Source organism: Rhodococcus sp. IEGM 1408, from assembly GCF_033142235.1.
Lineage (GTDB): Bacteria > Actinomycetota > Actinomycetes > Mycobacteriales > Mycobacteriaceae > Dietzia.
Genome location: NZ_JAWLRW010000019.1, coordinates 1 through 25,061, shown reverse-complemented (window position 1 = coordinate 25,061; position 25,061 = coordinate 1). Strand labels below are relative to the sequence as shown.

Annotated in this window: 25 protein-coding genes; 13 read left to right on the top strand and 12 right to left on the bottom strand. The window is 63.9% G+C overall.

Annotated elements, in window-relative coordinates:
• Nucleotides 1-258 precede the first annotated feature (258 nt).
• The 9 genes from R4P08_RS17870 (at nt 259) to R4P08_RS17830 (ending at nt 4,177) form a co-directional block, all read left to right on the top strand.
• Nucleotides 259-1,053, top strand: a complete 795-nt coding sequence (locus tag R4P08_RS17870; protein WP_067715302.1) for a ParA family protein — start codon at nt 259-261, stop codon at nt 1,051-1,053.
• 4 nt (nt 1,054-1,057) lie between these two features.
• The gene (locus tag R4P08_RS17865) at nt 1,058-1,384 is read left to right on the top strand and encodes a hypothetical protein (protein ID WP_017836510.1); all 327 of its coding nucleotides are present in this window, start codon (nt 1,058-1,060) and stop codon (nt 1,382-1,384) included.
• A 4-nt stretch (nt 1,385-1,388) separates the two neighbouring features.
• Nucleotides 1,389-1,667, top strand: coding sequence for a hypothetical protein (locus tag R4P08_RS17860; RefSeq protein ID WP_317815216.1), 279 nt, complete (start codon nt 1,389-1,391; stop codon nt 1,665-1,667).
• Nucleotides 1,668-2,172: 505 nt separating this feature from the next.
• Nucleotides 2,173-2,355 carry a hypothetical protein gene (locus tag R4P08_RS17855; protein ID WP_317815215.1) on the top strand — a complete coding sequence of 61 codons (183 nt, stop codon included), beginning with the start codon at nt 2,173-2,175 and terminating at the stop codon, nt 2,353-2,355.
• Nucleotides 2,356-2,417: 62 nt separating this feature from the next.
• Nucleotides 2,418-2,651, top strand: coding sequence for a glutaredoxin-like protein NrdH (gene nrdH, locus R4P08_RS17850; RefSeq protein WP_317815214.1), 234 nt, complete (start codon nt 2,418-2,420; stop codon nt 2,649-2,651).
• Nucleotides 2,652-2,690: 39 nt separating this feature from the next.
• Entirely contained in the window at nt 2,691-3,263 is a 573-nt protein-coding gene (locus tag R4P08_RS17845) for a DnaB-like helicase N-terminal domain-containing protein (protein ID WP_317815213.1), read from the top strand.
• Nucleotides 3,260-3,448: a hypothetical protein gene (locus R4P08_RS17840; RefSeq protein WP_017838627.1), complete on the top strand. Its 189-nt coding sequence runs from the start codon at nt 3,260-3,262 to the stop codon at nt 3,446-3,448. The genes R4P08_RS17845 and R4P08_RS17840 overlap by 4 nt, the downstream gene beginning before the upstream one ends.
• On the top strand, nt 3,445-3,849 hold the full coding sequence (locus tag R4P08_RS17835) for a helix-turn-helix transcriptional regulator (RefSeq protein ID WP_317815212.1): 405 nt from the start codon (nt 3,445-3,447) through the stop codon (nt 3,847-3,849). Before R4P08_RS17840 ends, R4P08_RS17835 begins: the two co-directional genes overlap by 4 nt.
• Nucleotides 3,850-3,886: 37 nt before the next feature.
• Entirely contained in the window at nt 3,887-4,177 is a 291-nt protein-coding gene (locus R4P08_RS17830; protein ID WP_317815211.1) for a hypothetical protein, read from the top strand.
• On the opposite strand, the gene R4P08_RS17825 is transcribed toward R4P08_RS17830, so the two are convergent.
• From R4P08_RS17825 to R4P08_RS17815, 3 genes are all read right to left on the bottom strand, one after another.
• Nucleotides 4,152-4,892, bottom strand: a complete 741-nt coding sequence (locus R4P08_RS17825) for an SOS response-associated peptidase (RefSeq protein ID WP_317815210.1) — start codon at nt 4,890-4,892, stop codon at nt 4,152-4,154. The two genes, R4P08_RS17830 and R4P08_RS17825, sit on opposite strands and share 26 nt — an antisense overlap.
• A gap of 129 nt (nt 4,893-5,021) precedes the next feature.
• Nucleotides 5,022-5,954 (bottom strand): GIY-YIG nuclease family protein, encoded by a 933-nt coding sequence (locus tag R4P08_RS17820; protein ID WP_317815209.1) that lies wholly within the window; start codon nt 5,952-5,954, stop codon nt 5,022-5,024.
• A gap of 325 nt (nt 5,955-6,279) precedes the next feature.
• Complete coding sequence (locus R4P08_RS17815; RefSeq protein WP_317815208.1) at nt 6,280-7,056, bottom strand: hypothetical protein; 777 nt, start codon at nt 7,054-7,056, stop codon at nt 6,280-6,282.
• Nucleotides 7,057-7,330: 274 nt separating this feature from the next.
• On the opposite strand from R4P08_RS17815, the gene R4P08_RS17810 reads away from it, so the two are divergent.
• Nucleotides 7,331-10,102, top strand: a complete 2,772-nt coding sequence (locus R4P08_RS17810) for a DNA methyltransferase (RefSeq protein ID WP_411741238.1) — start codon at nt 7,331-7,333, stop codon at nt 10,100-10,102.
• Between the two features lie 283 nt (nt 10,103-10,385).
• Here R4P08_RS17810 and R4P08_RS17805 read toward each other — a convergent pair whose 3' ends face one another.
• The 3 genes from R4P08_RS17805 to R4P08_RS17795 all read right to left on the bottom strand — a co-directional run bounded on the left by R4P08_RS17805 (nt 10,386) and on the right by R4P08_RS17795 (nt 13,192).
• The gene (locus R4P08_RS17805; protein WP_317815206.1) at nt 10,386-10,541 is read right to left on the bottom strand and encodes a hypothetical protein; all 156 of its coding nucleotides are present in this window, start codon (nt 10,539-10,541) and stop codon (nt 10,386-10,388) included.
• A gap of 11 nt (nt 10,542-10,552) precedes the next feature.
• On the bottom strand, nt 10,553-11,131 hold the full coding sequence (locus R4P08_RS17800; RefSeq protein ID WP_317815205.1) for a hypothetical protein: 579 nt from the start codon (nt 11,129-11,131) through the stop codon (nt 10,553-10,555).
• A 660-nt stretch (nt 11,132-11,791) separates the two neighbouring features.
• On the bottom strand, nt 11,792-13,192 hold the full coding sequence (locus R4P08_RS17795) for an IS1380 family transposase (RefSeq protein WP_317815204.1): 1,401 nt from the start codon (nt 13,190-13,192) through the stop codon (nt 11,792-11,794).
• Between the two features lie 146 nt (nt 13,193-13,338).
• Between R4P08_RS17795 and R4P08_RS17790 the strand changes: the two genes are divergently transcribed.
• Together R4P08_RS17790 and R4P08_RS17785 are read left to right on the top strand one after the other, a co-directional pair.
• Complete coding sequence (locus R4P08_RS17790) at nt 13,339-14,292, top strand: hypothetical protein (RefSeq protein ID WP_317815203.1); 954 nt, start codon at nt 13,339-13,341, stop codon at nt 14,290-14,292.
• A 209-nt stretch (nt 14,293-14,501) separates the two neighbouring features.
• The gene (locus R4P08_RS17785; protein WP_095719449.1) at nt 14,502-15,281 is read left to right on the top strand and encodes a recombinase family protein; all 780 of its coding nucleotides are present in this window, start codon (nt 14,502-14,504) and stop codon (nt 15,279-15,281) included.
• 223 nt (nt 15,282-15,504) lie between these two features.
• Here R4P08_RS17785 and R4P08_RS17780 read toward each other — a convergent pair whose 3' ends face one another.
• Together R4P08_RS17780 and R4P08_RS17775 are read right to left on the bottom strand one after the other, a co-directional pair.
• On the bottom strand, nt 15,505-18,081 hold the full coding sequence (locus R4P08_RS17780) for an AAA family ATPase (protein ID WP_245847716.1): 2,577 nt from the start codon (nt 18,079-18,081) through the stop codon (nt 15,505-15,507).
• A gap of 627 nt (nt 18,082-18,708) precedes the next feature.
• Nucleotides 18,709-19,605 carry an alpha/beta fold hydrolase gene (locus R4P08_RS17775; protein ID WP_069388583.1) on the bottom strand — a complete coding sequence of 299 codons (897 nt, stop codon included), beginning with the start codon at nt 19,603-19,605 and terminating at the stop codon, nt 18,709-18,711.
• A 512-nt stretch (nt 19,606-20,117) separates the two neighbouring features.
• On the opposite strand from R4P08_RS17775, the gene R4P08_RS17770 reads away from it, so the two are divergent.
• The gene (locus tag R4P08_RS17770) at nt 20,118-21,431 is read left to right on the top strand and encodes an ISL3 family transposase (RefSeq protein WP_069388581.1); all 1,314 of its coding nucleotides are present in this window, start codon (nt 20,118-20,120) and stop codon (nt 21,429-21,431) included.
• A gap of 45 nt (nt 21,432-21,476) precedes the next feature.
• Here R4P08_RS17770 and R4P08_RS17765 read toward each other — a convergent pair whose 3' ends face one another.
• From R4P08_RS17765 to R4P08_RS17750, 4 genes are all read right to left on the bottom strand, one after another.
• Nucleotides 21,477-21,947: a transposase gene (locus R4P08_RS17765; protein ID WP_228549380.1), complete on the bottom strand. Its 471-nt coding sequence runs from the start codon at nt 21,945-21,947 to the stop codon at nt 21,477-21,479.
• Nucleotides 21,948-21,986: 39 nt separating this feature from the next.
• Nucleotides 21,987-23,093 carry a BtrH N-terminal domain-containing protein gene (locus R4P08_RS17760; protein WP_067478094.1) on the bottom strand — a complete coding sequence of 369 codons (1,107 nt, stop codon included), beginning with the start codon at nt 23,091-23,093 and terminating at the stop codon, nt 21,987-21,989.
• A gap of 247 nt (nt 23,094-23,340) precedes the next feature.
• Nucleotides 23,341-24,396 carry an IS3 family transposase gene (locus R4P08_RS17755; RefSeq protein ID WP_083249486.1) on the bottom strand — a complete coding sequence of 352 codons (1,056 nt, stop codon included), beginning with the start codon at nt 24,394-24,396 and terminating at the stop codon, nt 23,341-23,343.
• On the bottom strand, nt 24,393-24,848 hold the full coding sequence (locus tag R4P08_RS17750) for a transposase (protein ID WP_095719468.1): 456 nt from the start codon (nt 24,846-24,848) through the stop codon (nt 24,393-24,395). The genes R4P08_RS17755 and R4P08_RS17750 overlap by 4 nt, the downstream gene beginning before the upstream one ends.
• Between the last annotated feature and the right edge of the window lie 213 nt (nt 24,849-25,061).

The following is a 25,061-nucleotide window of genomic DNA, read 5'->3' as shown; positions in this document are numbered from 1 at the left end:
GGCCCCGGCGCCCCCCACCCCCCCCCCCCCCCGCCCCCCCCCCCCCCCCCCCCCCCCGCGCCGGCCGGGCCGGGGGGGGGGGGGGGGGGGGGGGGGGGGGGGGGCCCCGCCCCCCCCCCCCCCCCCCCCCCCCCCCCCCGGCCACCCTCGCATCATGCACGCACGACACGCCCCACACCCAAGCATCACACGTGCTCCATACCCGCACCATGCGCCGATATACTCGCACCATGCACGCATAACGAAGGGAAAGCACCCATGACCACGGTCATCGCGATCGCCAACCACAAGGGCGGCGTCGGCAAGACCACCACCGCCCTCATGCTCGCCCACACCGCCGTCGCAGGCGGCAAGCGCGTCCTAGTCATCGACCACGACGCCCAAGGGGGAGTAGCCCTGCGCATCCTCGGAAACCGCGACCCCGACGGACACACCCTCGCCGACATCTACGCCCGCACCCCAGGCGTCACCCTCGCCGGCGCCACCCACACCACCCGCCGCCCCGGCCTGGACATCGTCCCCTCCGGCCGCGGCAAACTCGCCGCAGCCCTGCAGGCGCTCGGGGGAGTGGCCCCCGGAAAAGTCCTACACAAAGCCCTCGACACCGTCCGCGACAACTACGACCTCGTCATCATCGACTGCGACCGCGGCCTGTCCCTGGGAACCATCAACGCCCTCTACTCAGCCGACCGGGTCCTCCTGGTCACCGAACCCGAAAACGACTCCTTCAACGGCATCAGCGACACCGGCGAGCTCGTCGACGAGATCAACGAAGACCTCCGCCCCAGCCGGCCCCTGCCCGACCCCGACATCCTCATCAACCTGCGCGACACCACCCGCACCGCCACCCACGGCCGCGTCGCCACCGAGATCCGCGACTGGGCCACCCAATCCGGCTACACCGTCCACCCCCACGACATCCCACGCCGCGCCTTCATCGCCGAAGCCGCCGCCAACGGTCAAGGACTCGACGAGCTCCGCGACATCGCCGCCGTCACCGTCCGCGACAGCTTCCACGAGCTGCTCACCACCCTGACCGCCGAAAGGACCTGAACCCATGGCCGCCACACCGCCCGTCCGCAAGCGCAAGACCACCGACAGCCTCGTCGCCCAAGCCGCAGCAGGGGAGGGCACCCCACGGCCGGCCGACGCCCCCGAATACCGCAACTGGAACATGCGCCTGCCAGCCGACCTGGTCGAACGCATCTGGGGCACCTGCGAAGCCCTCGACAAGGACGAGGACCTGCCCAGCGCCGTCGCCTTCACCGTCCGCGCCTTCGAGGAGCTGCTCGACCGCCTCGACGCCGAATACAACGACGGCAAGCCCTACCACTCCGACACCAGCCCCTTCCGCGCCGGCGGCCGCACCACCTACAAGAGGTAGACCCATGCACATCGTCACCATCACCACGACCACCCCCACCGGCCAACTCCTCCACCAGGACACCCTGGCCACCACCGGCAGCCACGCCGAAGCCCTCGACCTCGCCGCACACCACGCCGCAGCCACCACCATCGACATCCACGCCGACAACCCCTACCAACACCACGCCCACCTCATCGCCCTCGGCGACGAGCCCCACGCAGTCATCGCACCCCGCATCACACCCAGCGGACGCACCGACCTCCTCGCCACCCTCCGAGCCACCACAACCCTCACCAACTAAAACCCACATATGCCCGGCCGTCGCGGGTCGACTGGGGCCAGCTCCCGCGTGCAACACCGCCCGCAGGCTCCCGGGGCGTAGAGCCCGGTGGTGAGTGGGTGGCTAATGCCGGGCCCTGGGGCGAGCTGGTGGTCAGCCCTCTTTCCCTGCCACCGCGAGTCTTGTCGCTTTGCTGCCGGCGTCAAGGTCGGCGCCGGCTTCGCCGTCGCCCGGGGCGATCCCGAACAATCCGCGACGCGCTCGCTGCGCTCACTTATTTCGCCGCGGATTCTTCGCGCTCACCCCGGGTGCCCTTCTTTGACGCCGTCCGCTACGCGACAGATCGGCAGGTGTCAGGGAAAGGGGGGCCATGCGCGAACGGCACCGCCCGAAACGGACCGATCCGCAAACCCGCAGGTGAACGCACCTTAACGCATCAAACTAGTACCATACACGCATGATGCGTGTAGAATGAAAGCAGAGCAGGCCACACGGCCACTCACCCCGAACCCGAAAGGAACCACCAATGGCCCGCATCACCTACTCCGTCACCGCGACCGAGCCCTGGGAAGCCGCCGCCACCCTCGCCACAGTCCTCGACTTCTCGATCAACCCGGTCACCATCCACGAGGACCGAGTCACCGTCATCGCCGACGAGGACGACACCGAAATCATCGGCACCATCCGACGCGCGATCTACGCCGCCTGACCGTCTGCCCCGCGCCCATCGCCGCGAGGCAGACGGGCACCACCACCGAAAGGACAGCCGACATGCCCATCACCGTCTACACCAAGCCCCAATGCGTGCAGTGCGGCGCCACCATCAAGGCCCTCGACAAGGCCGGCATTACCTACGAGCTCGTCGACCTCACCACCGACACCGACGCCCGCGACTACATCATGGCCCTGGGTCACCTCCAGGCCCCCGTCGTGGTCACGGACACCGACCACTGGGCCGGATTCCGCCCCGACCGCATCAAGAACCTCGCGGCCCACGCCGCCTGAACCACCCAACAGCAGGGGAGGGGACACACAATGCACACCATGACCGAGGACCCGCAGGCCACCGCCGACCCGGTCGACGTCGACGACCTCGCCGCCACCGACGACGCACCCACCGTCCCCGAGCTCGACCCCGAAGCCGCCCTGCTCTGCGCCCTCCTGCACACCGCCGAGACTGCCGAGGCCCGCCACATCACCGCCCACCTCGAGGCCGGCGACTTCCTCAACCCCCGCTACGGAGACTTGTACAGCGTGATCGCCGACCTCATCGCGGCAAGCGAACCCCACCACGCCCCGCGGGTGCTCGCCGCACTCACCAATGCTGGCCGCATGGCCGGCCACCACGGTCAGCTCCTGGCCGATGCCCTCCAGGTCGTCGCACTTCTCGGAACCCCGGCCATCGGAGTGCGCACCCTCGCGGCCGACGTCCTCGACGCCGCCTACCGCCGCCGCTTCGCCCGCACCGCCGCTGAGCTGACCCGTGCCAGCACCGAAGCGCCCACCGACGACCTCTTCGAGATCCTCATTGGCCAAGGCCGCGCCATGCGTCGCGAAACCAAGCGTCGCGCCGACCTCACCGGCGGACCGACCAGTGGGGGAGAGGGGCAGGAATGACGTTCATTGTCGGGACAGGCCCCACCGAGCTGCACGCCCACATCGACCTCGACCACCGCATCACCGCCACCATCCAGCCTGGGACGACTCCGGCCGTCACCGTCCTCGACGTCACCTGCAGCGACGGCCACTGGGCCGTCCTGGCCACCCTCAACACCGACACAACAGACAAGGAGCCCCGGTGACCCCAGACGAAGCCCGATCACTCGGCCGCGCCATCCGCGCCGCACGCATGGAGGCCGGACTCACCCAGCTCAAACTGGCCGTGGCCATCGGAGTGAAATCCCCCTGGATCAGCGCCTGGGAACGCGGACAATCCCAACCCACCGCCTACCGACAGGCCACGCCGCCGGCCGTCATCGGCCGGGACCAGCTCACCGCAATCGCCGACGCCTTGGACTGCACCATCGAATCCATCGCCAACCGAGCCGCACTGTCAGCCGCCACTCGAGTCCTCTACGGGCTCGAACCACTCGGCCCCGCCCGCACCCTCGTCGGAGGCCAACGGTTCGACCTCACCGACGCCGAAGCCGACCGCGTCACCGACTTCATCACCGGACTCATCGCCGCAAGGGACCTGCACTAACCGACCCTTGTCGGAGGCGACACCTAGGGTGCGCCACATGGACGAACTGCTGGGCCCACTGCGCCGAGCAGCCGAGCAAGCAGGCGAAGCACAGTTCCTCGAACTCCTACGGTGGCACCTCGTCGTGGCCGGCCTCCCAGATGTCGACCCCACCAAGCAGGGCGCCTACCGAGACGCCATCGGCGAGCTGGGGGAGGCGCGCACAATCGAGCTACTGCGCGACCTGCGCAAACTCGCCCGCAACCCCCGCCGCTATCGCAACGGCGCCGACGGCAAACCTCGCTACCGCCAGGGCCGAACCGTCAGCGATCACCACCACTGCGAGTAACCGCCTCGATCAGGCCGGCATCGCGGCGGTCCAAGGTACGGACGTTGTTGACCGCCCGCGACACCGGACGGGTTCGAAGAGTCGACGCCACCGCCCGCGACTCGACGTCCAGCAGATCCAGCACGTCTCCGACCCGGTCCTTCTCGAGCTTCTCCGGAGCCAACCAGGTGTCCCACGAAGCAGGGGTCACAAAGACCGGCATGCGGTCGTGCACCTCGCCAGCCGCATCCTCACCCGTCCGCGTGATGATCGTGAACGTCGTCCGCCACTGCTCGTCACCGTCCTGGCGGTGGAAGGCCAACAGTCCCGCAGCGAGCAGCAGCTCGTCACCCGGGGCATGCACATAGCTGGGGTTCTTGACCTTCTTCCCGCCCTCGAGAGCTTCCTGCCACTCGTAGTACCCGGTCATCGGAACCAGGGCCCGCGCAGAGGCGAACGCCGAACGAAACATGCCATTGGTTGCAGCAGTCTCCAGCCGGGCGTTAATCGGCCGCGGCCCCTTCTCCTTCGCCCACGACGGACGCAACCCCCACGTAGGCATAAACGCCTCACTCACCCGCTGATCGCCGATCAGACGATCCCGGATTACCGGCGCCCGCGTGCGAGGAGCAACCGAGTAGGCCGGCTCCCACTCGAACCCCGGTTCCGTCCCGTCCAGCTCGAGGACATCGACCAGGGCGGCGCCAGACACCGCTACCGAGTACCGACCACACATGCTGCGACGCTACCAGCGATCGCAAGAGAGACCGCTCTGACCAGCAACTACGTCAGAACACACATTATCGGCGTACGAGATCCGGGCCGTTCCCGATCGGGTCGCCAGGGTTCTTCATGCATAGTCCGGTTAATTCTCTGAGGTCATGACCTCATCGATGCCCTGGGTTTCCCACTGGCCGTAGGTGGCCCGGTGTCCCTGGACGAGCCATTCGGTTCGGCCGTTCGCGGCTCTGCCGGCTACGACCGCCGCGGCGGCACTCGGGCTGTTAAAGACATAGTTTCTGGTGAAGTACATTGACGCGTCGTCGGGCGAAGGTGCGAGGGTGCCGTCCTGTTCGAGCTTGGCTCTCAGCCGTGCATAGGACTGTGTCTCATCGCCGGACCATTCGCGTCGAGCTCGGGATCCTTCGAGCACGGTGAACTCGCCGTCGACTTCACGTGCGGTCGCAGTGAGTCCGCGTCGTTTAAGCGTCATCTCGAACACCGTCGTTTCCGTCCGCGGGCCCGTCTCTGCAAGCGCGGGGGATGGCGGTGTGGCAAGGGACCGGAAGAGGTTCACCCCGAGGACGGGCAGGATGATCTTGACCTGGTCGAGGAAGTACTCCATGTCGGAAACATCGGCTTCAGGAAGCGTGATCCGTGGGGGATTTGTACCGTTCGTGAGACGGGCACGTTGAGCTTGGGCCGCAAGCTCGATGAGACGACTTTCGAGGTAGCGGACATGCGCCTTAGTTAGGTTGGCGTCCTTGCTGGTCAGCACGATTGCTCGGTCCCAAAAGTCCTTTCCTCCTTGGGCCTCGGACCGTCCGTGGTCGTAGAGCCGTTTGCGGACGTCGTCGCCCTCACCGATATAGGCCATGTGCCCACTGAGCCCGTCGGGGTCATCGCCGAGAAGGAGATACACACCGGTGCGGCTGACCTCGGGTCGTTTCAACAGGGCGGCCAGGTCCGAGCGCGGTGCCGCGGTGACATGACCGGTCCAGTTCATGATTTCGGCGGTCAACAGCCCGCCGGGGGTGCCTTCAGCCAGGAACAGCCGGACGGACTTTCCAAGACTCATCGCTACAACCTTCTACTATTTGCGAGCGCAGTGTGCAGGGCAGCGATGCCACCGTCTCAGCCACCTCTCGGGCGTCACGGACGCCGCGGCAATGCGGTCCGACCGTATAGGAGAGCCGGAAGCAACCAACACGCTTCGACGGTCATCGCTGTGGAGCCGGGCCGTTAGGGTTGTACCGCCAGAGGCGCTGGTCTGCCACCGGCGCCAGTAGAGCTGTACCCAACTTCTAGTGCTTTGATCAGCGACGATGCCTGAATCCAACATTATCGGCGCACTAGATCCGGAAGTTCAGACTAAGGCCGTCGGCTCGCCGTGATCGGGTTGTTCAGCGCGAGTCTCTGGCGGCGTGCTTGTTCCCCTCTCCCTCGGCGGGTCTGCCCGCAGCGTCAGCGCTCGAGGGACGGGGAATGTCACTTAGGTCGAGTGGACGAAACGGTGGTGGGAGGGGTTCCAAGTTCGAGGGTGGAGCTGTGCCGACGGGTGCCGTCCACACGGTTCCGTCAGCTTCCCACTCTCGAATCGGGTTGGAGACCTGGTCGGTCAAAGCCGCGGCGTTCAACGTCACGATGCCGAGGTTGTCGAGATAGCGGACGATTGAGTACGTCCATTCAATGACTTCAACCACCCGCGCGACGAATGGGACGGCCTCGTGCCAGCGGTCTTCCAGCGTCGTGCCCGCGAACTCTGAGTTGAGTTCGTCCGCATGGACCAAATCACAGTAGATCCAACGGTCGGCAAGTTGCCGGTCTGAGTAGGTGCCGTATTCGGTGGTGACGGTCCACGCTTGGCAATCATCTTCAGGACGGGCTCCTGGCTTGGGTTTGGCGCACCGCGTCTCCCACTCGCGCCGCAGTCCCGGAAGATCGATCTCCAGGTTCGGATCTGCCGATTCGGCAACTAGCTTCTCCAGCGCCTCAAGGACCTTCGTGAAATGGACGGGTTCGCTTACCAGCAGGAAGGGGCGAACCCGGGCTGCGAGGGACTCAAACCGTTCTTCGTCTGGAAACGGCGGCCGGGCTATGCCCGTCACGGAGATCGCGCCGGTGCTGGTGTCTTCTTCCACATTGAATGTCATTTCGCCCGCGATGTGCGGCTTGAGCATTTCTCGTTCGTGTACCCATAGGCTATGGGTGAGGACTCGCCGAGCTCGACGAATGAAGTGATCGAGGGGCCCAGTGTGGCCGCTCACCAGCGGTTTCTTACGGCGGACTGCACGGGCAGGGCTCCTTGGCCTCGGTGGCATTGGATCGGATCCGTCAATTGTCCCAGGCTTTCGCAACGAGTCTGGCCATTAGTCGTAAGGTCACGGCGTGACTCCCAGCGCCGCACTCGCCCTTGACCGCGACACCATTCATCGATCACTAACCGAGTTCTCGATGTTCTGGCGAGACCGCGTCGAAGGTTGGAAGGCCGACAAAGTCACCGGTACCGAACGATCTCATGCTCAGCAGTACTGGTCCGACCTGCTCAAATGCTTTGGTGTCATACCGGAGCGGATCGACCTGTTCGAGCGTGACGCAGCCCGCGCCACCACCGGCGGGGCCGGCTACATCGACCTGTTCTGGTCGGGCGTCGTCATCGGCGAGGCCAAGTCCCTAGGTAGGGATCTCAACGCGGCATTCAGCCAGGCACTGGACTACCTGGCTGGCGGTTCCATCGCAGACCACGAGTTCCCCAAATACGTCCTTGTCGCAGACTTCGAACACCTGCGGATCGACCGCCTCGGTGACGACGCTTGGACGGTCCAGTGCCGCATTGAGGACATCCCTGACCACGTCGACCAGCTCATGTTCCTGGCAGGCAAGGAGACGATCACCAAGCAAGACGAGGTCGAGGCGTCGATCGCAGCGAGCAAGCTTATGGCGGGTATGTACAACGCCATGCTTGACGAGGACGCCGACGCTGGGGTGGGTGAATACGCCGCGCAGAACCCGGAGGATGAAGACCTCGCAGTTCAGCAAACTTCGATGTGGATGACGCGACTGCTCTTCCTTCTCTACGGGGACGATGCCGGGCTCTGGGAAGAGGACCTTTTCTATCGATTCGTCCTCTACGACACCACAACCGACAACCTGGGGGCCCAACTCACCGCGCTATTCCATGTCTTGAACACCCCCTTGAACCAGCGGCGCCGAGTACCGCAAGCAATGGCGCGCTTCCCTTACGTCAACGGCTCAGTCTTCCGCGACACACTCGTCCCGGAGTACTTCGACAACGAGTTTCGCGAGGCGCTCCTAGCCGCCTGTCGCTTCCACTGGACCCGAATATCACCAGCCGTATTTGGATCAATGTTCCAACTCGTCAAGAGCAAAGAAGCGCGAAGAGCCGACGGAGAGCACTACACCTCCGAGGCCAACATCCTCAAAGTCCTCGAACCGCTCCTTCTGGACCAACTCCGAGAGGAAGCAGACCGGCTCATCGCCAACAAGTCGACTTCCCAAAAAGCGTTGCGGCAGTTCCGCGACGAACTGGCTACGATGCAGTTTGTCGACCCAGCCTGCGGGTGTGGGAACTTCCTCGTCATCGCCTACCGCGAACTGCGACGGATCGAGACCCGAGTCATTGTCGAGCTGCGCCGTCGCGAAAAACTCACCACGGCCTCCTTTGACGTGAGCCTGGACCAGAAGCTCACCATCGACCAATTCCACGGATTCGAGATCAACTGGTGGCCGGCGAAGATCGCGGAAACCGCTATGTTCCTCGTTGACCACCAAGCCAACCGTGAACTCGCTGCTGCCGTCGGTGACGCTCCCGATCGCCTTCCAATCAAGATCACGGCGCACATCCGCCACGACAACGCGCTCCGGTTGTCTTGGGACGCTGTCCTTCCCCGACCGGTCGGCTTGACCTACGTTTTCGGCAACCCGCCGTTCCTGGGAGACCACACGCGCACGAAAGAACAGCTCTCGGACTTGAAGGCGGCATGGGGTGGAAAGAAGGTCCTCGGACGCCTCGACTTCGTCACCGGATGGCACGCCAAGACTCTCCAACTCCTTGCGAACAGGCCCGGAGAATTCGCCTACGTGACGACCAACTCCATCACGCAGGGTGACCAGGTGCCGCGCCTGTTCGAGCCGATTTACGACGGCGGGTGGCGCATCAAGTTTGGCCACCGCACATTCGCCTGGGACTCAGAGGCTCCAGGAGCAGCAGTAGTGCATTGCGTCATCGTTGGATTCACCAAGGACCGATCGGCTCGACAATCCCTGTGGGATTACGAGCACCCGAACGCGACACCAGTACATCTTCAACCCAAGACGGGCATTAACGCCTACCTAGTCGATGGGCCCAGCGTCCTCGTCGGGCCACGGTCACGTCCACTCGCGGCAGGGCTCCCCGAATTGAGCTACGGGTCTAAGCCCTCGGACGGCGGAAACCTCGTCGTCACAGAAGATCAGATTGAAGGGGTGCGCCGCGATCCGACCTTGTCGAAGTACGTACGTCCCTACATTGGAACGACTGAGATGCTTTACGGGAAAGGGCGCTGGTGTCTCTGGCTTGTCGATCTCGATCCTGCGGACTTGAACCGATCTACGGAGCTGCGTCAGCGGATCGCCGCGGTGAAGAAAATGCGGAGTGAGTCGAAAGCTGAGAGCACTCGGATCTACCGACACGATCACCTGTTTCGTCAGATGGGGTTCGTCTCCGAGAGCCCATTCATCGCACTCCCTGAGGTCAGCTCGGTAAACCGACGATATCTACCAGTTGGTTTCCTTGGTCCCGAGTGCATTACGTCGAACAAGATCTACTCTGCTGAGGACGACGGCGGCGTACTCTTTGCGATTGCCTGCTCGACGATGCTAATCACTTGGATGAAGACTGTCGGCGGCAGAATGAAGTCAGACCTGAGCCTGTCGAGCACCATCACTTGGAACAACTTTCCTCTTCCGAAACTGGATGATCGTGCCCAGGAGTCCATTATCAAGGCGGGCCTCGCCATCCGTGCCGCCCGGGATAGGTTCCCAGATCGAACTCTTGCAGAGCACTACAACACCACTGCGATGGACCCCGCCCTCGTCAGTGCGCACGATGCTCTCGACCGGATCGTAGACAAGCTCTTCGGTGCTTCCCGACGGATCGCTGGGCTCGAGCAGCGTCAGGAGGTTTTGTTCGCCCACTACGCGGCGATGCTTTCTGAAGCGGCTTGATCGAGACGTCCAATGACGGAGTTCATGAATTTGAACTCTGTGTCGGTAGATAACTATCGACGTCAATAGGTGATAACCGAATTTGGCGACCCCACCAGGGCAAATATACCCTGGTGGGATGTTGTCTTAACCTTGTTTCCCGTGAGAGCGGTCGTAGTTCGAACTCCGATGAGGAGTCCCCGAGCCGAGGAAACCGCGTTGGGTCAAGTCCGAATTTGGTGGCGGCAGTGTGGGCTTGGGAGCCTTGGGGGGCTTCGTCCCTGGAGGTTCGTGGGACGGCTTGCTACTGCCCACTGGCCTTGGCCTTCTTAGACTTCGCCAACTTGAAATGTCGGCGAGTGGAGTCGGCCTGTTTCTTAAAGGCGCCGCTGTTGTCGATCAGCCGGAGGTTGACCGGGGGCAGCTTCGCACCACGTCGCACCGGTTGAGTGCTGGTCATGATCCACCTCCCTAAAGGGTGGCTTTGAGTATAGCTGCGATGAGCGTCATGGCCAGGGTCGCAACCGCTACTCCTGTGGCCCAGGCTCCTAACGTCATTCGATTCGAGACGGCTAGCCGTGTCTCGACCTGCGTCTGGACCATCGTGTTCAGGACGTCGAACTTCGTCTCATGCTCGCCCGTCCTCGCGTAGGCCTGGAAGATCTGCTGAGGACTCAGGATGCTGGCCGTGAGTGGACGCACTGCGACGAGTGCGATGACCCCGGTTGCTACCGCGAGGACCCCTGCGATGGCAGCTGCCCAGAAGACGTAGAACTCGTGGTTGTGGAAGTTGGTCCACCCCAAGTTCGGCAGGTGTGGCAGAAGATCTTTGCCCGCCAGCGTCGTCGTAAGGCCGGTGAAGGCGAGAAGGATTCCGCACCGCTGGTTGTTGCTTGAGATATTCTGCTGATCCAGCTCCGCTGCTTCCCGGGCGAGGGCGTGGAGGAAGTCAAGGTTGTCCTCGTCCACGTCTTCGGCGCGCAGCTGATCAGTAGCTGGCTCGTCGTCGACGTCGGTGTCTGACGGGTCGTCAGGTTCAATTTCCGTCACTAGTTCCCCTCGTGGTCCAAGTATCGGTACACCGATGTGCGGTGCAACCCGCGGCCGAGCTCGGCGGCAGAGTAGTCACCGGGGTCGTGCATCCGACGGAGCTACTTGGCCTCGGCGGATAAGAGCTTAAGTTGGCGGTTCCTGCACTTGCAGGCTGCTTTGGCCCGGGTGACGCCTCCCACGAACAAAGCCTAAGGGCAGTTTGCTCTCCGCAGGCGGCCCCGATTCGGGAGGGCACAGAACTAGGTCACATACCCGCGAGGATTCGAGAACCGACTGCGCAGCCATTGATGCATTAGCGCGTATGAACCCGTTTGACGGGCCTAGTTGTCGTAGAGAGGTGCAAGGGTGTCCAAAACCTTGAGCCACGCGGTCAGGTCACCGGCCGCACTTGTTCAGCCTGGTGCACATCGATCGGAGAAAACTCATGGTTGAAGGACTCTACTCAGGCCCTCACGCGGCGGCCGGAGCCAAGCAGACGATAACGCCCAAATACCCACTTGGTGAGATCGTGCCTAGCCCCGCTGATTCACGGGCCGGTGTGACTGCTGCTGTCGGTTGACGGCGGGATCGATTTCGTGGGTAGGCGTGCGTGTGTGCCGGCTGGCGCTGCCGGTGGGCGGGTCCCCGGGTGGTGATGTCGTGGGCGGGCATGTGAGGTCAGGCTGGTTTGGGGATCGCGGCGATCGTGTTGAACACGGCGACGATCGCGACGGCCCAGGGCCACGTTTCCGGGATCTTCACCTTTCGCCGTCGGCCGCTACGGGTCAGCCGGGCTGCGACGTGCAGGAAGCGGTAGCGCAAGGCTTTGGGCTCGCACAAGGCGAGGACTGCGGCCTCGCCGGTACAGGCCAGCATCCGCGTCCACGCCACCAGATCTGCGGCGATCATCACTGCCACCAGCCAGGCCTGGTTGAGCGCGAACTCGCGTGAGGGGAGCCGGCCGAGCCCGGTGTCTTTGGCGTGGCGGATCCGGTCCTCGACCCGGGCGTGAGCCCGATGCCTCGCTTCAAGGAACTGCAGCTGCCCGGCGCTGGTGTTGGTGACAAAAGCCTGGTAGCGCCACCCGTCGATCTCCTCGAACATCGACAACTGGGCGCCGGGGTGGGGCCGTTCGCGGCGCACGATGACCCGCATCCCGTCTGGCCACTTTGCGAGCATCCGTGGGGAGAGGAACCCGGTCAGCTCCGCGATGTCGGCCCCGTCGCGAATGTCCCCGTTTGGGTTGAGCGCTGGTCCCCACGCGGCTTCGGGGCAGGTCGCTATGGCCCGGCGAATCGGGGCAGTGATGGAGAAGCCGACCGAGTACTCCACCTGTCGACCGCGGACGCGGTTCTGCTCGGTGATCCAGTCGATCAGGTCGTGGGAGGCGCCGGCACCGTCGGAGCGGATCAGCAGGTCACGCCGGCGGGTGGCGGGGATCTGCGCGATGGCTTGGCCCAGGACGTCGATGTGGTCGGCGGCGGTGTTGGACCCGGCGTTGCCCGGGCGCAGGCTCGCGGCGAGGAACTCTTCTGTGTTGTCGCACCACACGCCGATCGGGTGGTAGCCGAACGTGCGCTTGTACGTCGGCGCGGCGTTCTCCTTCTCGCTGTGGGTGACCACGATGGTGGCGTCCACATCGAGAACGATCGTCGATCCCAGGTCCCGGCCCGCGCACTTGGATGCGGGCACCCCGCCGGGCAGGTGGGACCACACGTGCCGCCGTGCCCGAGCCCGCGCCACCTGGATCTTCTTGCGCTTGCCGGCGGTGACCTCATCGAGTGTGCGCCACACTGTCGGCGCCGAGGCCACCGGGCCCAGGGCGCCAGACTGGTGGCGCAGGACGCCGATGTCTGAGATGGACTCGCCGCCATCGGCCAGCATCACCGCGACGTCGATCAACACCCGGCCGCGATCGTGGATCGGGATGAACCGGCGGCGGGCCATGGCCCCTGACAGCGCGGCGGTCAGACCGACCTGATCAGCCAGAAGGCGCGGAGCGATGGCCCCGGCATGAGAGACCACCCCGACACCATCAGCAGTAACGGACAGCCCGGCCGACCACGAAGTAAGCTTCACCTACCGAGTGCTTTCTGCTGGAGAACATGGAACCTTAGACAAGTCCCAGTTTCCCCTGTTCAGGAAGCACTTCGGTCTATTTTCGCCCAGCGATCCGCAGATCCCCGTGAATCACCGGGGCTAGGAAGCGGGTGCACTCTTCGAAGGTGGAGGAGCGAGTTCGGACGATGTTGGAGGGCCACGGAATCGAACTTCTCGATCCTCATCACGGCGTTCAAGCCGGGCAGGATCCCGAAGCTGGATACTGGCCGATTCTCACACCGGACCTCATCCTAAAGGGGCACCGTGTGGCTGTGGAGGTCGATCCGACGGGGTCGCCGGATGGGCCGGCTGGTCACGACATGAAGAGAGCTGCCGACGAGAAGAGAAACCGGCTCATGGCAGAGGCTGGTTGGACGCTGGTGCATCTACGGCTGGGGCTTGGGCAAGGGAGCGCCATCGGTCCTTTTGACGTCGAGACAGAAAGCGTCAGCGTGACCGTCGCTGCCATCGATGCGCTTGCAGAAGCGGTAAGGACGGCGATTGAGGGCAGTAGCGGGGCTGTTCGGTTCATCCCGAAGAATCCGTCCCCGCAGCGGAAACAGGCTTCGCGGCTTGGTGCACTCGGTCAGCACAAGTACGAAGACGGTTGGTATGTGTCTTGGCTCCAGGACTCTGGGGAGCGCGCACGTTATGCGCTCCTGGACGGTGGAAGGAACCTGTACGCAGCCGTCGGATGGGACCTCGAGTTTGTCGCGGACGTGGGACTGGACTCGTTTCCTCGCAAGCGGTGGCGTTCGGAGCTTGAGGCGTTCTTTTCCGAAGATCCGTTCCCCCTTCCGGCGAGCCGGTTTCCGTGGGGATCGGAGTTCTTCGTGGGCGAGCACGATCTGAATGGCCGGTTGATCAAACTACGCATCTCCGCCGAGGAGCACACCTTCACCGCTAACGTTCCCGAAGTCACTGAGTTCACTGGGTCTGCACTTATCGCCGATGGAAAAGTCTGTGCCGAACTGCATCCCGAAGCGGTTAGGTTGGGCTGGGAATTGACAACAGTTGAAGCATGCCAAAGCCGCTTGGGTGAATACCTGAGGATTCAGCTAGTTCGTAACGCTGGGTGACTTCGCGGGTGACTTCGCGCTTCGGCGCACGAACTCCCGAGTTTCGGCTGTCGTGTCCGTATCGCCGTCTCTTTGAAGTACACCCGTGCGGGACGATATGCCGCCAACCATCGCTGCTGTGTCACAGGGTCTAGTTCGATACTTATGAAACGCCTTCCCGTCGGGTCTAGGATCTATTGATGCAGGTTTCCGGGCGAAAGGGTCTTTCGATGGCTGATCGGATCGGGACGCTCTTGAACCGGGCGGGTGATGGTGGCGAGGAGGTGCTCATCGTCAGTCGCGGGAGCGTGCGGACTCGGTTCCGTCGTCGGGACGAGTCGGGCTGGAACTTTCGGGTGGAGTCGACGGACTCGGAGAACGTCGTCGAGGTAACGCCGAAGCCAAGGCCGGCTCCGAAGCCGGCTCGCCGGGTCTCGCGCCCTCGTGGGCAGCGGGTGGCGTACGTGCGGGTGTCGGCAGCGGATCAGAACGAGGCGCGTCAGCTCGAGGCGGTGGGGGAGTGCGACCGGGTCTACGTCGAGAAGCAGTCGGCTCGCTCGCGCGCGGACCGGGTGAAGCTCGAAGAGTGCATCGGGTATCTGCGAGATGGTGATGAGCTGGTTGTTGCGTCGATGGACCGTCTCGCTCGTTCGTTGGTTGATTTGAAGCAGATCGTTGGCGAGATCACCGCGAAGGGCGCGAGTGTGGAGTTCGTCCACGAACGCGCGACCTACGCCGCTGGCGCCCAGGATCCTCGAGCCGACCTGATGCTCTCGCTGCTCGGTGCGTTCGCTGAGTTCGAGCGGGCCATCATCCGTGAACGCCAAGCCGAGGGCATCGCCATCGCCAAAGCGAAGGGTAAGTACAAGGGACGCAAACGAGTCCTGACCGACGAGCAGATCAACAAGGCCCGCGCCCGCATCGAGGCGGGGGAGGGGCCATCAGCAATCGCCCGAGATCTCGGGGTCGGCCGCTCTACGCTGTATCGGGCATTGCGGCCATCGAGGTGATTATCTTCCGTAGCTGGTCGGTGTGACTACAGCTCGATGTAGGGAGGCAGGCGCTAGTTTGTGTCACTGTTGCGGTGGCGCTGGTGGTGTTGGGAGATCACGAAGCGTGGGTCGGGGTGCATGTGAGCGCTTCAGGGTCGGCGATGTGGTCGAGGTCGTGCTAGACCACATCGCCAGGACGCCTCGCCTCTGTAGTCAATCGCGACGAGGGAAGTAGGCCCGTCTACTTCTGGTTCTGGTAGCTCCTGATGCGCTTGTGCCAGGTCCTTAGGCGGTCGTATTCGGCCTCAAGTTCGTTGGGCTCCGGCGCAACATAGTTGGTTTCTTCCGCCTTGTCGTGTCGGAGAGCCCACTTAGACGTTTTGCCGTAGCCTTCTTGGTACTCGGTGGTATCTGTGTCGGAGATTTTGGCGAGCATTCGTACCATCAGGGGGCGTACTTCGGACTTACTCCTGTCGTACACGCGATTGACGATCTCGCTTGTCACCGTGCGCTCCCATGCCTCCGACAGATAACCCGCGATTTTGTTGACGCGCTGCTCGTATTCGTCGTCGTCTAGGTCCTGTCGGTCCTTGGTAAGCTTCGTAATCTCATTCTGGATTGTATTCAGCCTCAGCCCAATATCCTGAGCCTTCCACGGCAAGCCTTCCGCGACATACCCGGGAACCGTGCCACGCCGCTGGATGGTGCGGTGATATACCTCGACTTCGGCGGAGTCCGCTGACTTAAGGAGGTCGGTCAGGAATGCAATGTCGTGGGTGAAGACAATGACCTGCCGCGACTTGGCGAACTGGACGAGCCGGTCCGCTACTTTGTCCCGCCGTACGTGATCTAGTGAGGTCACGGGGTCATCGAAGATGACGGCTGACTTAGAGGGATCAAACTCTGCTTCGGTGAAGAAGCCGGCTAGACCCAGCACCGTCTGCTCGCCCTCGCTTAGCACTGCGCGGGCGCTACCGTCCTTGTGCCGAACACCGACAAGCGCTGGGATCTGACGAACCAGTCCCTTCTGTCCGCCCCGATCCTTGAGCGTCACCTTCTCTAGGTGCATACGAGCAGTTTCATAGGTGAAGTGGTCGCGGATCTGTTTGGTGGCGTAGGTGCTCGTGAGGTCGGTTGCCTTGCGCGTAATGCCCTTGGTGTCAGTCGCGGAAAGGGCAGCGTTGAGATTTCCGAAATCCTCAAGCCGAATGACTTCGGTCTTAATCTGATCCTTGTTTTCGCTCAGCAGCCGAGAGGCTTCCAGCTCGTTTCGGATGGACTTTGCCGCAGTCAACGTTGCCTGGAAACCAGCGACGTCTGTCGCCTCGGCTTTGGCGGTCAAAGACTTCGTAAGTTCCTCAAGTCGTGTAGCGATGGTGTTCGCGGTAAGCGGCGCCGAGGGCTCTCCACTCGCCGCGAAGTGTTTCAGTGCCTCGTTGCGATGCTTCTCAAGCATGAGTAGTTGGCGCTGGGCAGCATTAGCCAGCGCCTCGTCGTGGGTACCGAGTGCGGTCAGTGCGGTCGCGATCGTCTGGGTAGAGAAATGCAGTCCCCGGAGACCGGCGAGCGCCTCTTCGTAGAGGTGCTCGGCTGCGACGGCGTCTCTCTCGGTGGTGTCAGTCATGTAGGCGTTGAAGCGAGTGAAACGCACCTTGGCGTCGTCGCTAAGTGGCTGTTGGCAAAGTGCGCAGCGGGCGTCGTCACCGACCTCGGGGAACTCGTGCTCATGGCCGGGGACGGAGACTGCATAGTCACGGGCAGCGCGCCATAGTGTCCGCCAGGTCTCCGAACCAACTCCAGACAGCGGCTCGTCGTCGAAGGATGTCTCTGCTGCGAGATTTGCTGCAGAGCGTTTGGTCAGGGCGTTGTCCTTGAGCTTTTCGATCGCAGTGAGGCGATCAGCGCTCAGGGTGTCTTCTAACTCAGCGATCGCAGCTTTCAGAGTCATGGCGTGGCTGGCATCGGCCTGAAGGCGCACACGCTCTTTGGAGGCGTCGCTCGTCTCCAACCGTGCGACTTCCTGAATCGCCTTGCCGAGGTTATCGGCGTCCTCGGATGTAAACGAGCAGGCGTTCTCAATGTCCAGGTCAGTTGTAATGGCCGACAGGTGAGATAAGAAGGTGTTCCCAGCGGCGCCTTGGGGGAGGGTGAGGTTCAGGCGCTTCTGATTACTTTCGGCAATGCGCCGCTGCAATTCCTCGCGAACCATCCCACACACGGTGATGAGACCGTCTAGCACGGTGAGGGCAGAGGGGCGGTAGGTAACGGTCGAGTCGCGGAGCAGGTACTCGTCGCCGCAGTGCTCGTCGTAAAAGCGAACTTGCTGAAGATCCGGCACCGGAGGATCGGCGGGGAACTTCACTGAGAACGGCTGGCCGTCTACCGAGTACTCGAGTTCAGCGCTCGGGTCAGGTGAGCCGTCTCGATATACGTCTGGTAGGACGAGCGAGGAGTGGCGCGCAGCAACCATTGCTTTGATGATGCGTGCGTATCCGGATTTGCCAGCGCCATTGTTGCCGTAACTGATCGTTAGTCCTGCGGGCTCAAACGCCAGTGTCTGGTCAGCGGCAAGTGCGTTGACGCTATTGCCGCCGCAGATTCTCTTGAGCCAGACCTGCCTCGCTTCGGTCGCGCCGAGGGTGAGGTTTCGGGCAGCTTCGTTGGGCGTTGCACTGCCCCGCTCCTGGAGACGGTCGGCGAGCTTCGCGACGACATCGGGATCGTCGTACGTTTCGCCGTGCGACAGGGCGATCAGTACGTCCTGTTGCCACGCGGGCCTTGTTAGCGCCCAGTCGCGTATGTCCTCTTCGATCGTCACTTCAATCGTTTCCTCGAAAAGCGGGACCATCCATGACCAAAACGATCCGTTGATGGCTACAGCGGGTGCACGCCGTCAGGCACACAAGTGAAACATCGACCACTGACATTATCTCTTCGTGGAGTCTGACGGTTCATCCGCAGGCGACGTCGTAGCGGCGGTTCGTTGATTGAGTGGAGGCGACGAGGCTCCGGGGTCCGACGCGAGCGCAGAGGGGTTCGTTGCAGCGGTTTTCTCCGATCGCACCGTCAGACAGTTCACCGGCGACGAGTAGGGCGAACCGGTGGGCGCACGCGGTGCGGCTGACACCGCCGGATCGGCAGGAGATGACTGCTAGTAGGTATGCGGAATGTGCTTAGCGTCCTCGCTACTGGCGTGGCAGGTGGGCGAGAGCTCGGTGGCTTCACCTCGTGACCGCTTTACATAAAGTCTGGTTATCGGTCCATGCTCGTGGCCAACATCGAAGCCGGGATCGCAGGGCGGCCACATCCGGGGAAGCGGTCCTCGAGCTCCGCTGTCAGCGAAGCGGCCCGCGGGGGCGGGCGAATCCGGCCATCAATGCAACCGGCACCGATACGCAACCCAGGTGAGCTCCCGCCGCCGGTGACGTTCGAGTCCTCGACGGCGTCAGTGGCGCGATGCGAGAACGTCGTTGTCGAGAAAACCCTTCAATCCGCCGCTGAACACATCGTTGTCGTCGCCGGCGACCATATGACCGGACCCGGTGACGTCGATCAATCTGGCGGTCGGTATGAGCTCAAGCAACTCTTTGGCGCCCTCTTCGCTGACCACGTTTGATTGTGTTCCACGAACGAGCATCGTGGGAACGGTAATCGCGGCTGCGGCGTCCCGGGCGCGTTCGTATCGCACGATCGAGTCGGTCTGGCGGGTGGGTTCGTCGCCCTGGCGCAGAAACGCCGGATCCCAATGCCAATACCAGCGGCCATCGCGCAGACGGAGGTTCTTGCGCAGCCCCTGCGGGTTGGGGGTGCGGACCCGGTTCGGGGTATACGCTGCGATCGCTGCGGCAGCGTCGTCGAGGCTGTCAAAACCATCCAGGCCACTTTGCATGAACGCCATAATCTCCGCGGTGCCGCCCGGTTCGACCTTCGGGGCGATATCGACCAACACCAGACCACGAGCGAGCTCGGGATTCTCTCCTTGTCCGATCAACGACGTCATACCGCCCATCGAGGCCCCGACCAGTACCGGCGTCTGCCCCAACTCGCCGATGACCGAGGTCAGGTCGGCGACCAGAGCGTCGATGCCATAGTCCCCGTCCGGTGCCCATTGGCTCTGCCCATGCCCCCGTGCATCCAGGGCGAGGGCGGACCAGCCGTCCGCCGCGAGCCTGCGTCCGGTGTTTCGCCAGGAATGCCGGGTCTGCCCGCCGCCGTGCAGCAACAGCACCACACCTTTACTGCTGACGTCTGAATCGCCCGCAGTTGACGGTGGATCCCACCGGTCGGCGGCAAGTGTGACACCGTCACCGCGGAGCTCAAGGGTTGTGACTACAGGATCCATAGAAGTTCCTCGCCATGATTATCGAGTGGAGCATTCTCAGTCATGTTGCCGCAGGGGGTGAATACCATTGCACACCACACTCGACCGGCACACTCACTCGACACCGACCCAGACTCCTCGTAGTCGATCAACCAGCCACAATTGGCGCACTCACAGCGGTTCAATCTCGGGTTCAGCGACGTCATCCTCTCGCCGGATGCTGGAACCGAGCTGTTCCGGGCGGAGATCGGGCGGGCGTTCCACGCGGCTGAAAGACTCGTGGAGTCGGCGCGATCGGCCGGCGCGATCCGTTCGGACTTCCACCACAGCGATCTGTACCTGCTGCAGCACCCCAACGGCGGTCTCGCGCGTGGTGTGCACGCGAGCCCACACCCATGGATAAGGGGCCCTTCCGGATCCGGAGTGCGTAACTGGGGTTCGCCGGTGATGCGGTGAGGCACAAGATGTAGGGGTCCTGGGGCGTGTGAAGATGCAAGTTCCTACACCAGCACTTCGCATCCCCAGGACCCGCTTTGAACGCTACCGCCAGCCTGCTTGCCGACACCATCTGCCGCACCGTCGAGTTGGGGGTGACCATCACCGACGCCGCCGTGGCCGACGAGCTCACGCACCTGTTCTGCTCCCCGGTCACACTGGATCCGATCTGCGCCGAGTGCGGGGTGGTGGGCCGGCTACGAGACCACATCGAGCGGCGGGTGACCGATCTGCCGATCGTCGGCCATCCCACCAGACTGCACGTGCGGGTACCGCGCTTCACCTGCGGCAACACCGAGTGCGTCACGCGGATCTTCCAGCAACGCATGCCGGCGTTGGCCGAGCCGCGGGCCAAGACCACCCGCCGTTGCACCCGCTGGATTCTGCAGCGCCTGGCGGTCGACCGCACCAGCGTGTCCGCGGTGGCCAAGGCCCTCGGGCTTGGCTGGGATTTGGTCAACGACCTGGCGGTCTCCGAGATCCGCACGATGGTCTACGACCAGCCCGGACACTTCGACGGGGTGCGCGTTCTAGGGGTCGATGAGCACAAGTGGAAGCACGTGCGCGGTGACGGCAGCAGCTCGTTTGTGACGGTGCTGGTCGACCTGACCCCGGTGGTGGACGGCACCGACCCGTCTCGCCTGCTGGACATGGTCCCGGGGCGTTCGGCGAGGGTCCTGACCGAGTGGCTCGACGCGCGCGACCAGGCGTTCCGTGACCGGGTCAAGGTGGTGACAATGGACGGGTTCGCCGGCTATCACACCGCCGCAGCCAAAGCCGTCCCCGAAGCGCGGACGGTGATGGATCCTTTCCACGTCGTGCACCTGGCCGCGGACAAGCTCACCGTGTGCCGCCAGCGCATCCAGCAGGCCACCACCGGGCACCGGGGCCGCACGGGCGATCCGCTGTACGGCATCCGCCGGACGTTGAACACCCGGGCCGAGCTGCTCACCGACAAGCAGAAGGCCCGCCTGTTCAAAGCGTTCACGGCCAACGATGCGCACGCGGCGGTGGAGGTCACCTACGGCGTCTACCAGCGGCTCATCGCCGCCTACGAGGCCTCGGGCAAGCGGGAGGGCAAGATCGCGATGTACAAGCTCCTCAAATCGATCCGGGCCGGCGTTCCGAAGGAACTACCCGAGCTCGCCCAGCTCGGCCGGTCGCTGTGGAAGCGGCACCGCGAGATCCTCGCGTACTTCGACGTGGGTGCCTCCAACGGTCCCGTCGAGGCCATCAACGGGCGCCTCGAACACCTCCGCGGAATCGCCCTGGGCTTCCGGAACCTCAACCACTACATCTTGCGGTCACTGATCCACTCCGGTCAGCTTCACGACCGGATCAATGCACTCTGATTCCGGAAGGGCCGGATAAGGGGCTCTTCGCATCTGAGTGTGGGGTCAGGTCCGTAGCCCGCCGGCGATGAGGAGCATCCGCAGGCGGTAGTTGTCGCGGTTGCGGTAGCCGCGGGCCAGGCGCCGGTGGAGTTCGATGAGGCCGTTGATCGCTTCGGTTCCACCATTGTTGGATCGGTCAGTGGTCCAGTAGGCGAGGAAGGAGTCCTTCCACTTGCGAAGAGTGCGGCCGAGGCGGGCGATCTCTGGGATCGGGCAGGACGGCAAGGTCGCGAGTATCTTCTCCGCAGCGCTGCGCCCGGCTGGCAGGTCTTTATGGTGGTAGGCCTGTCGGAGTTCGTGGGCGATCTGCCAGGCGAGGAACAGTTCCTCGTGCCGGGGGTCGGCGGCCAATGCGTCATTGAACCGTCGCCACTGCCGCTCGGTCAGCCGTGCCGGGTCGCAGCGGATGATGGTGCGGATCCCGTAGAGCGGGTCGCCTTTACGTCCGCGGTGGCCGCAGATCTGCTGCTGCAACCCGGCAGTGGTGCTCGCTTGCTGCGTTCGCCGACTTGCCTACAATGGGTCACCCATCCCCAGTTCCCCCGCCGCTTTGCGCATGTGAGAGATGGCATGGCCTTCGTCGCGGGGAAGCGTCGCGGCGAGTTCATTGACCCGTCGCCAGCGATCGAGCGTCGATCCGTCGCTACGGCCGGCCGCAGCCAGAGCCGACCACGTGTCCGCGCAGCGCAAGAGCGCAGTTCCGGCCTTCGCCATCTCCGCGGACTCCGTTAGCCGGGCCACGTCGCCACAGAACTGTGCCTGCAACCGGCGGAACAGGCCGCCGCCCGTGCCTGCCTTCTCTACAAAGGCGTGGAGAGAACGCAGCGCGATGTCCAGTTCCGGTTCGGGCATGAGCCCCGGCCACCGGTCGACATCCTCGGCGAAGACCGTGACTCCACTGATCCCGGCAGCGGCAACGGCATCCGGCGGTAGCACCGACGCGTCCGGAATAATCGCGGTTGTCGCCGCCTGCATGTTTTCGACCGAGGCCACGAGGGCCGAAGCCGCAGTCTGGCGGAGATCGGGCAGGATCTGGGGCCAGTTCACGAAGTACGTGGTGTGCCTCGTGGGCACGGGGAACGATCGGGACGCGCGCGCCCGCGCAAGAGCCTCGTAGGGGACTTTCTGCATCTCGGCTCGGTCGTTGTCCACCACGAAAGCCGTCTCGGTGTCGTCTTCGTAACCGATCACGACGATGTCGTGCCGACTCATCTGAAGGCGGACATTGAGGTAGGGCAGCTCAGAAATGTCGGCCCACATCAGCACGGGACGGCCTTGCTGGAGTTCGCGGCGGACCCAGCCCCAGCCGGTCTCGGGATCGTCGGTTCCCCGAACGTCGACCTCTGCACCCAGCCTGGCGAGAAGGTCGACCTCGAGGTCGCTGCTACGCCCGACGAAGTAGATGGGAGGGGCGAGACCCGGTGCCCGCAGGTAGGTGAAGCCGAGACCACCGCCCATTCCGAAGACCAGACCTTCGCTCGGCACCTCGTCCCAGCCCAGACCGGCCCACTCCAGGAGGTCTCTCAGCGCTCCGGAACCACAATGCCCTGCCTGACGGTGGGGATAGTCCAGTAGGACTCGTCGCGGCTCTGGATGACGGGTAGGGACCTCGACTGACATGACATCTCCTGAATCGGCGTCGCAGCAATCTGCGCGGTTTCCGGTTGGACGGGCATGCGGTTACGTGACTATACATTCGTTCATGCAGGCATGTACCTACCTCAGCGGTCCATCGAAAGGATCCTTCGTTCCTGCGCCGCCCGCCGAGTGATAGCTCAAGAAATGCGCTGGGCGAGGCAGCCCCGGGCGTCCGCCAGACAATCACCACCGCTCTCCTCCACGAGCCGGCGGCCCGGAGCGTGTCAAATCAAATGAGACGTGAGGTGCTCGGTTGGGCTTGGCTAGTTTCGGGTGATCGGGCGTCGGGGTCGTTGATGGTCGCCTTTTCCGGCAGTCGGGGTGGGCGCGGTCGTCGGGTGAACCGTTCGGGGTGTTTGGCGTAGGCGGCGTCGAGCACGAGCTGGCGCCTGTCGCGGATGGTCTCGGCGGTGCCGTCGTGGACGCTGGCCGGGGTGTGCAGTCCGATCCCGCTGTGCCGGTGCTGGTGGTTGTACCAGTGGATGAATCGGTTCATCCATGCCCGGGCGGCACCGATGCTGGCGAACCGCTCGGGGTAGTTCGGCGTGTACTTCATGGTCTTGAACTGCGACTCGCTGTACGGGTTGTCGTTGCTGGTCCGCGGCCGATTGTGCGACCGGGTTACATCCAGATCGCACAGGAGTGAGGCCAACGGCTTCGAGGTCATCGCCGCGCCCCCGTCGGCGTGGAGATACCCCGGTGCCTGGCCTTGCTCGGCGATGGCGGCGGCGACCAGGTCGGCGGCCAGTTCGCCGTCTTCGACGGTCTCGATGCGCCAGCCCACGACGTAGCGGGAGTAGATGTCGATGACGACGTAGGCGTGGTACCAGATGCCCTTGGCCGGGCCCCGCATTTTCGTGATGTCCCACGACCACACATCATTTGCTGAGGTTGCGACCAGTTCGGGAATCGCCCGTGGTGGATGGGTTGCCTGCCGACGACGCTCGCCGTTCATCGCCTCGGCCGCCAGGATCCGGTGCATCGTGCGCTGCGAGCAGTGATACCGGCCGGCGTCGAGTTCGCGGGCCCACACCTGGGCCACGGACAGATCGGCGTAGGCCTCGCTGGTGAGCACTTCCAGTATCGCGGTGCGCTCGGCGGCGGTGAGCTCGGCAGGATGGCGGGCCTTGGGGTGCGGCCCATACTGGCGCGGTTTCGGATTGGCCTGGCGATGATGGGTCGCCCGCGACCTACCGACCAGGGCGCAGGACCGCACCACACCCAGCAGCGCGGTCAGCAGCTGCGCGGTTTCGGCCTGCCAGGTGCGCCAGGCGGCCCTGGTCACCCCTTGTTTTTCTTGGAGAGCGCTTCCAAGAACGCGACACCTTTTCCCATGACCTCCAACGCGGCGTCACGATCGGCGATGACCTTGTCCTTCCGGGCGGCGTCTGACTCGAGTTTGCTGATCTGCTTTTCCAGCTCAGCGATGCGCGCCTGCTCCGGCGACTGGCCAGCCCGGGGCCTTCTCTTGGACACGGTGCCCAGTGTTCCCGCTTCGATCTGGGCCCGCCACTGCTTGACGCTGGAATCGTAGAGGCCCTCTCGGCGCAGCACGCGGCCCTTCTGCCCGGACGGGGCCTGCTCGTACTCGGCGACGATGCGCCGCTTGTACTCGGCCGTGAACGTCCGCCGGGCCGGCCGCCCGGTCCGCGGGGCCTGAACCGTCTCCTGCGTCGAGGTCGTCGGCGTCGGCTGCGAGGCCTCCAGGGCCGCGTCAGTAGTTGCAGTGATAGTCATGCTGGGTTCTCCTTCTCCTCACGCCCCAGCCTCTCAACCAGCCAGCCCGGGTGTCTCACCTCAGTCTGGCGGATAGGGGTACACCCACCCGGCGTAGGTGCGGATGTAGGTGTTATGCGCAGCTGCGCATAATACGTATTCGGCTCAGTCCGTGGTTATGTGCAGCCCGGCTGGGGACGTGCGGGCAGAACGGCTATTCCGACCCCTGCGGCT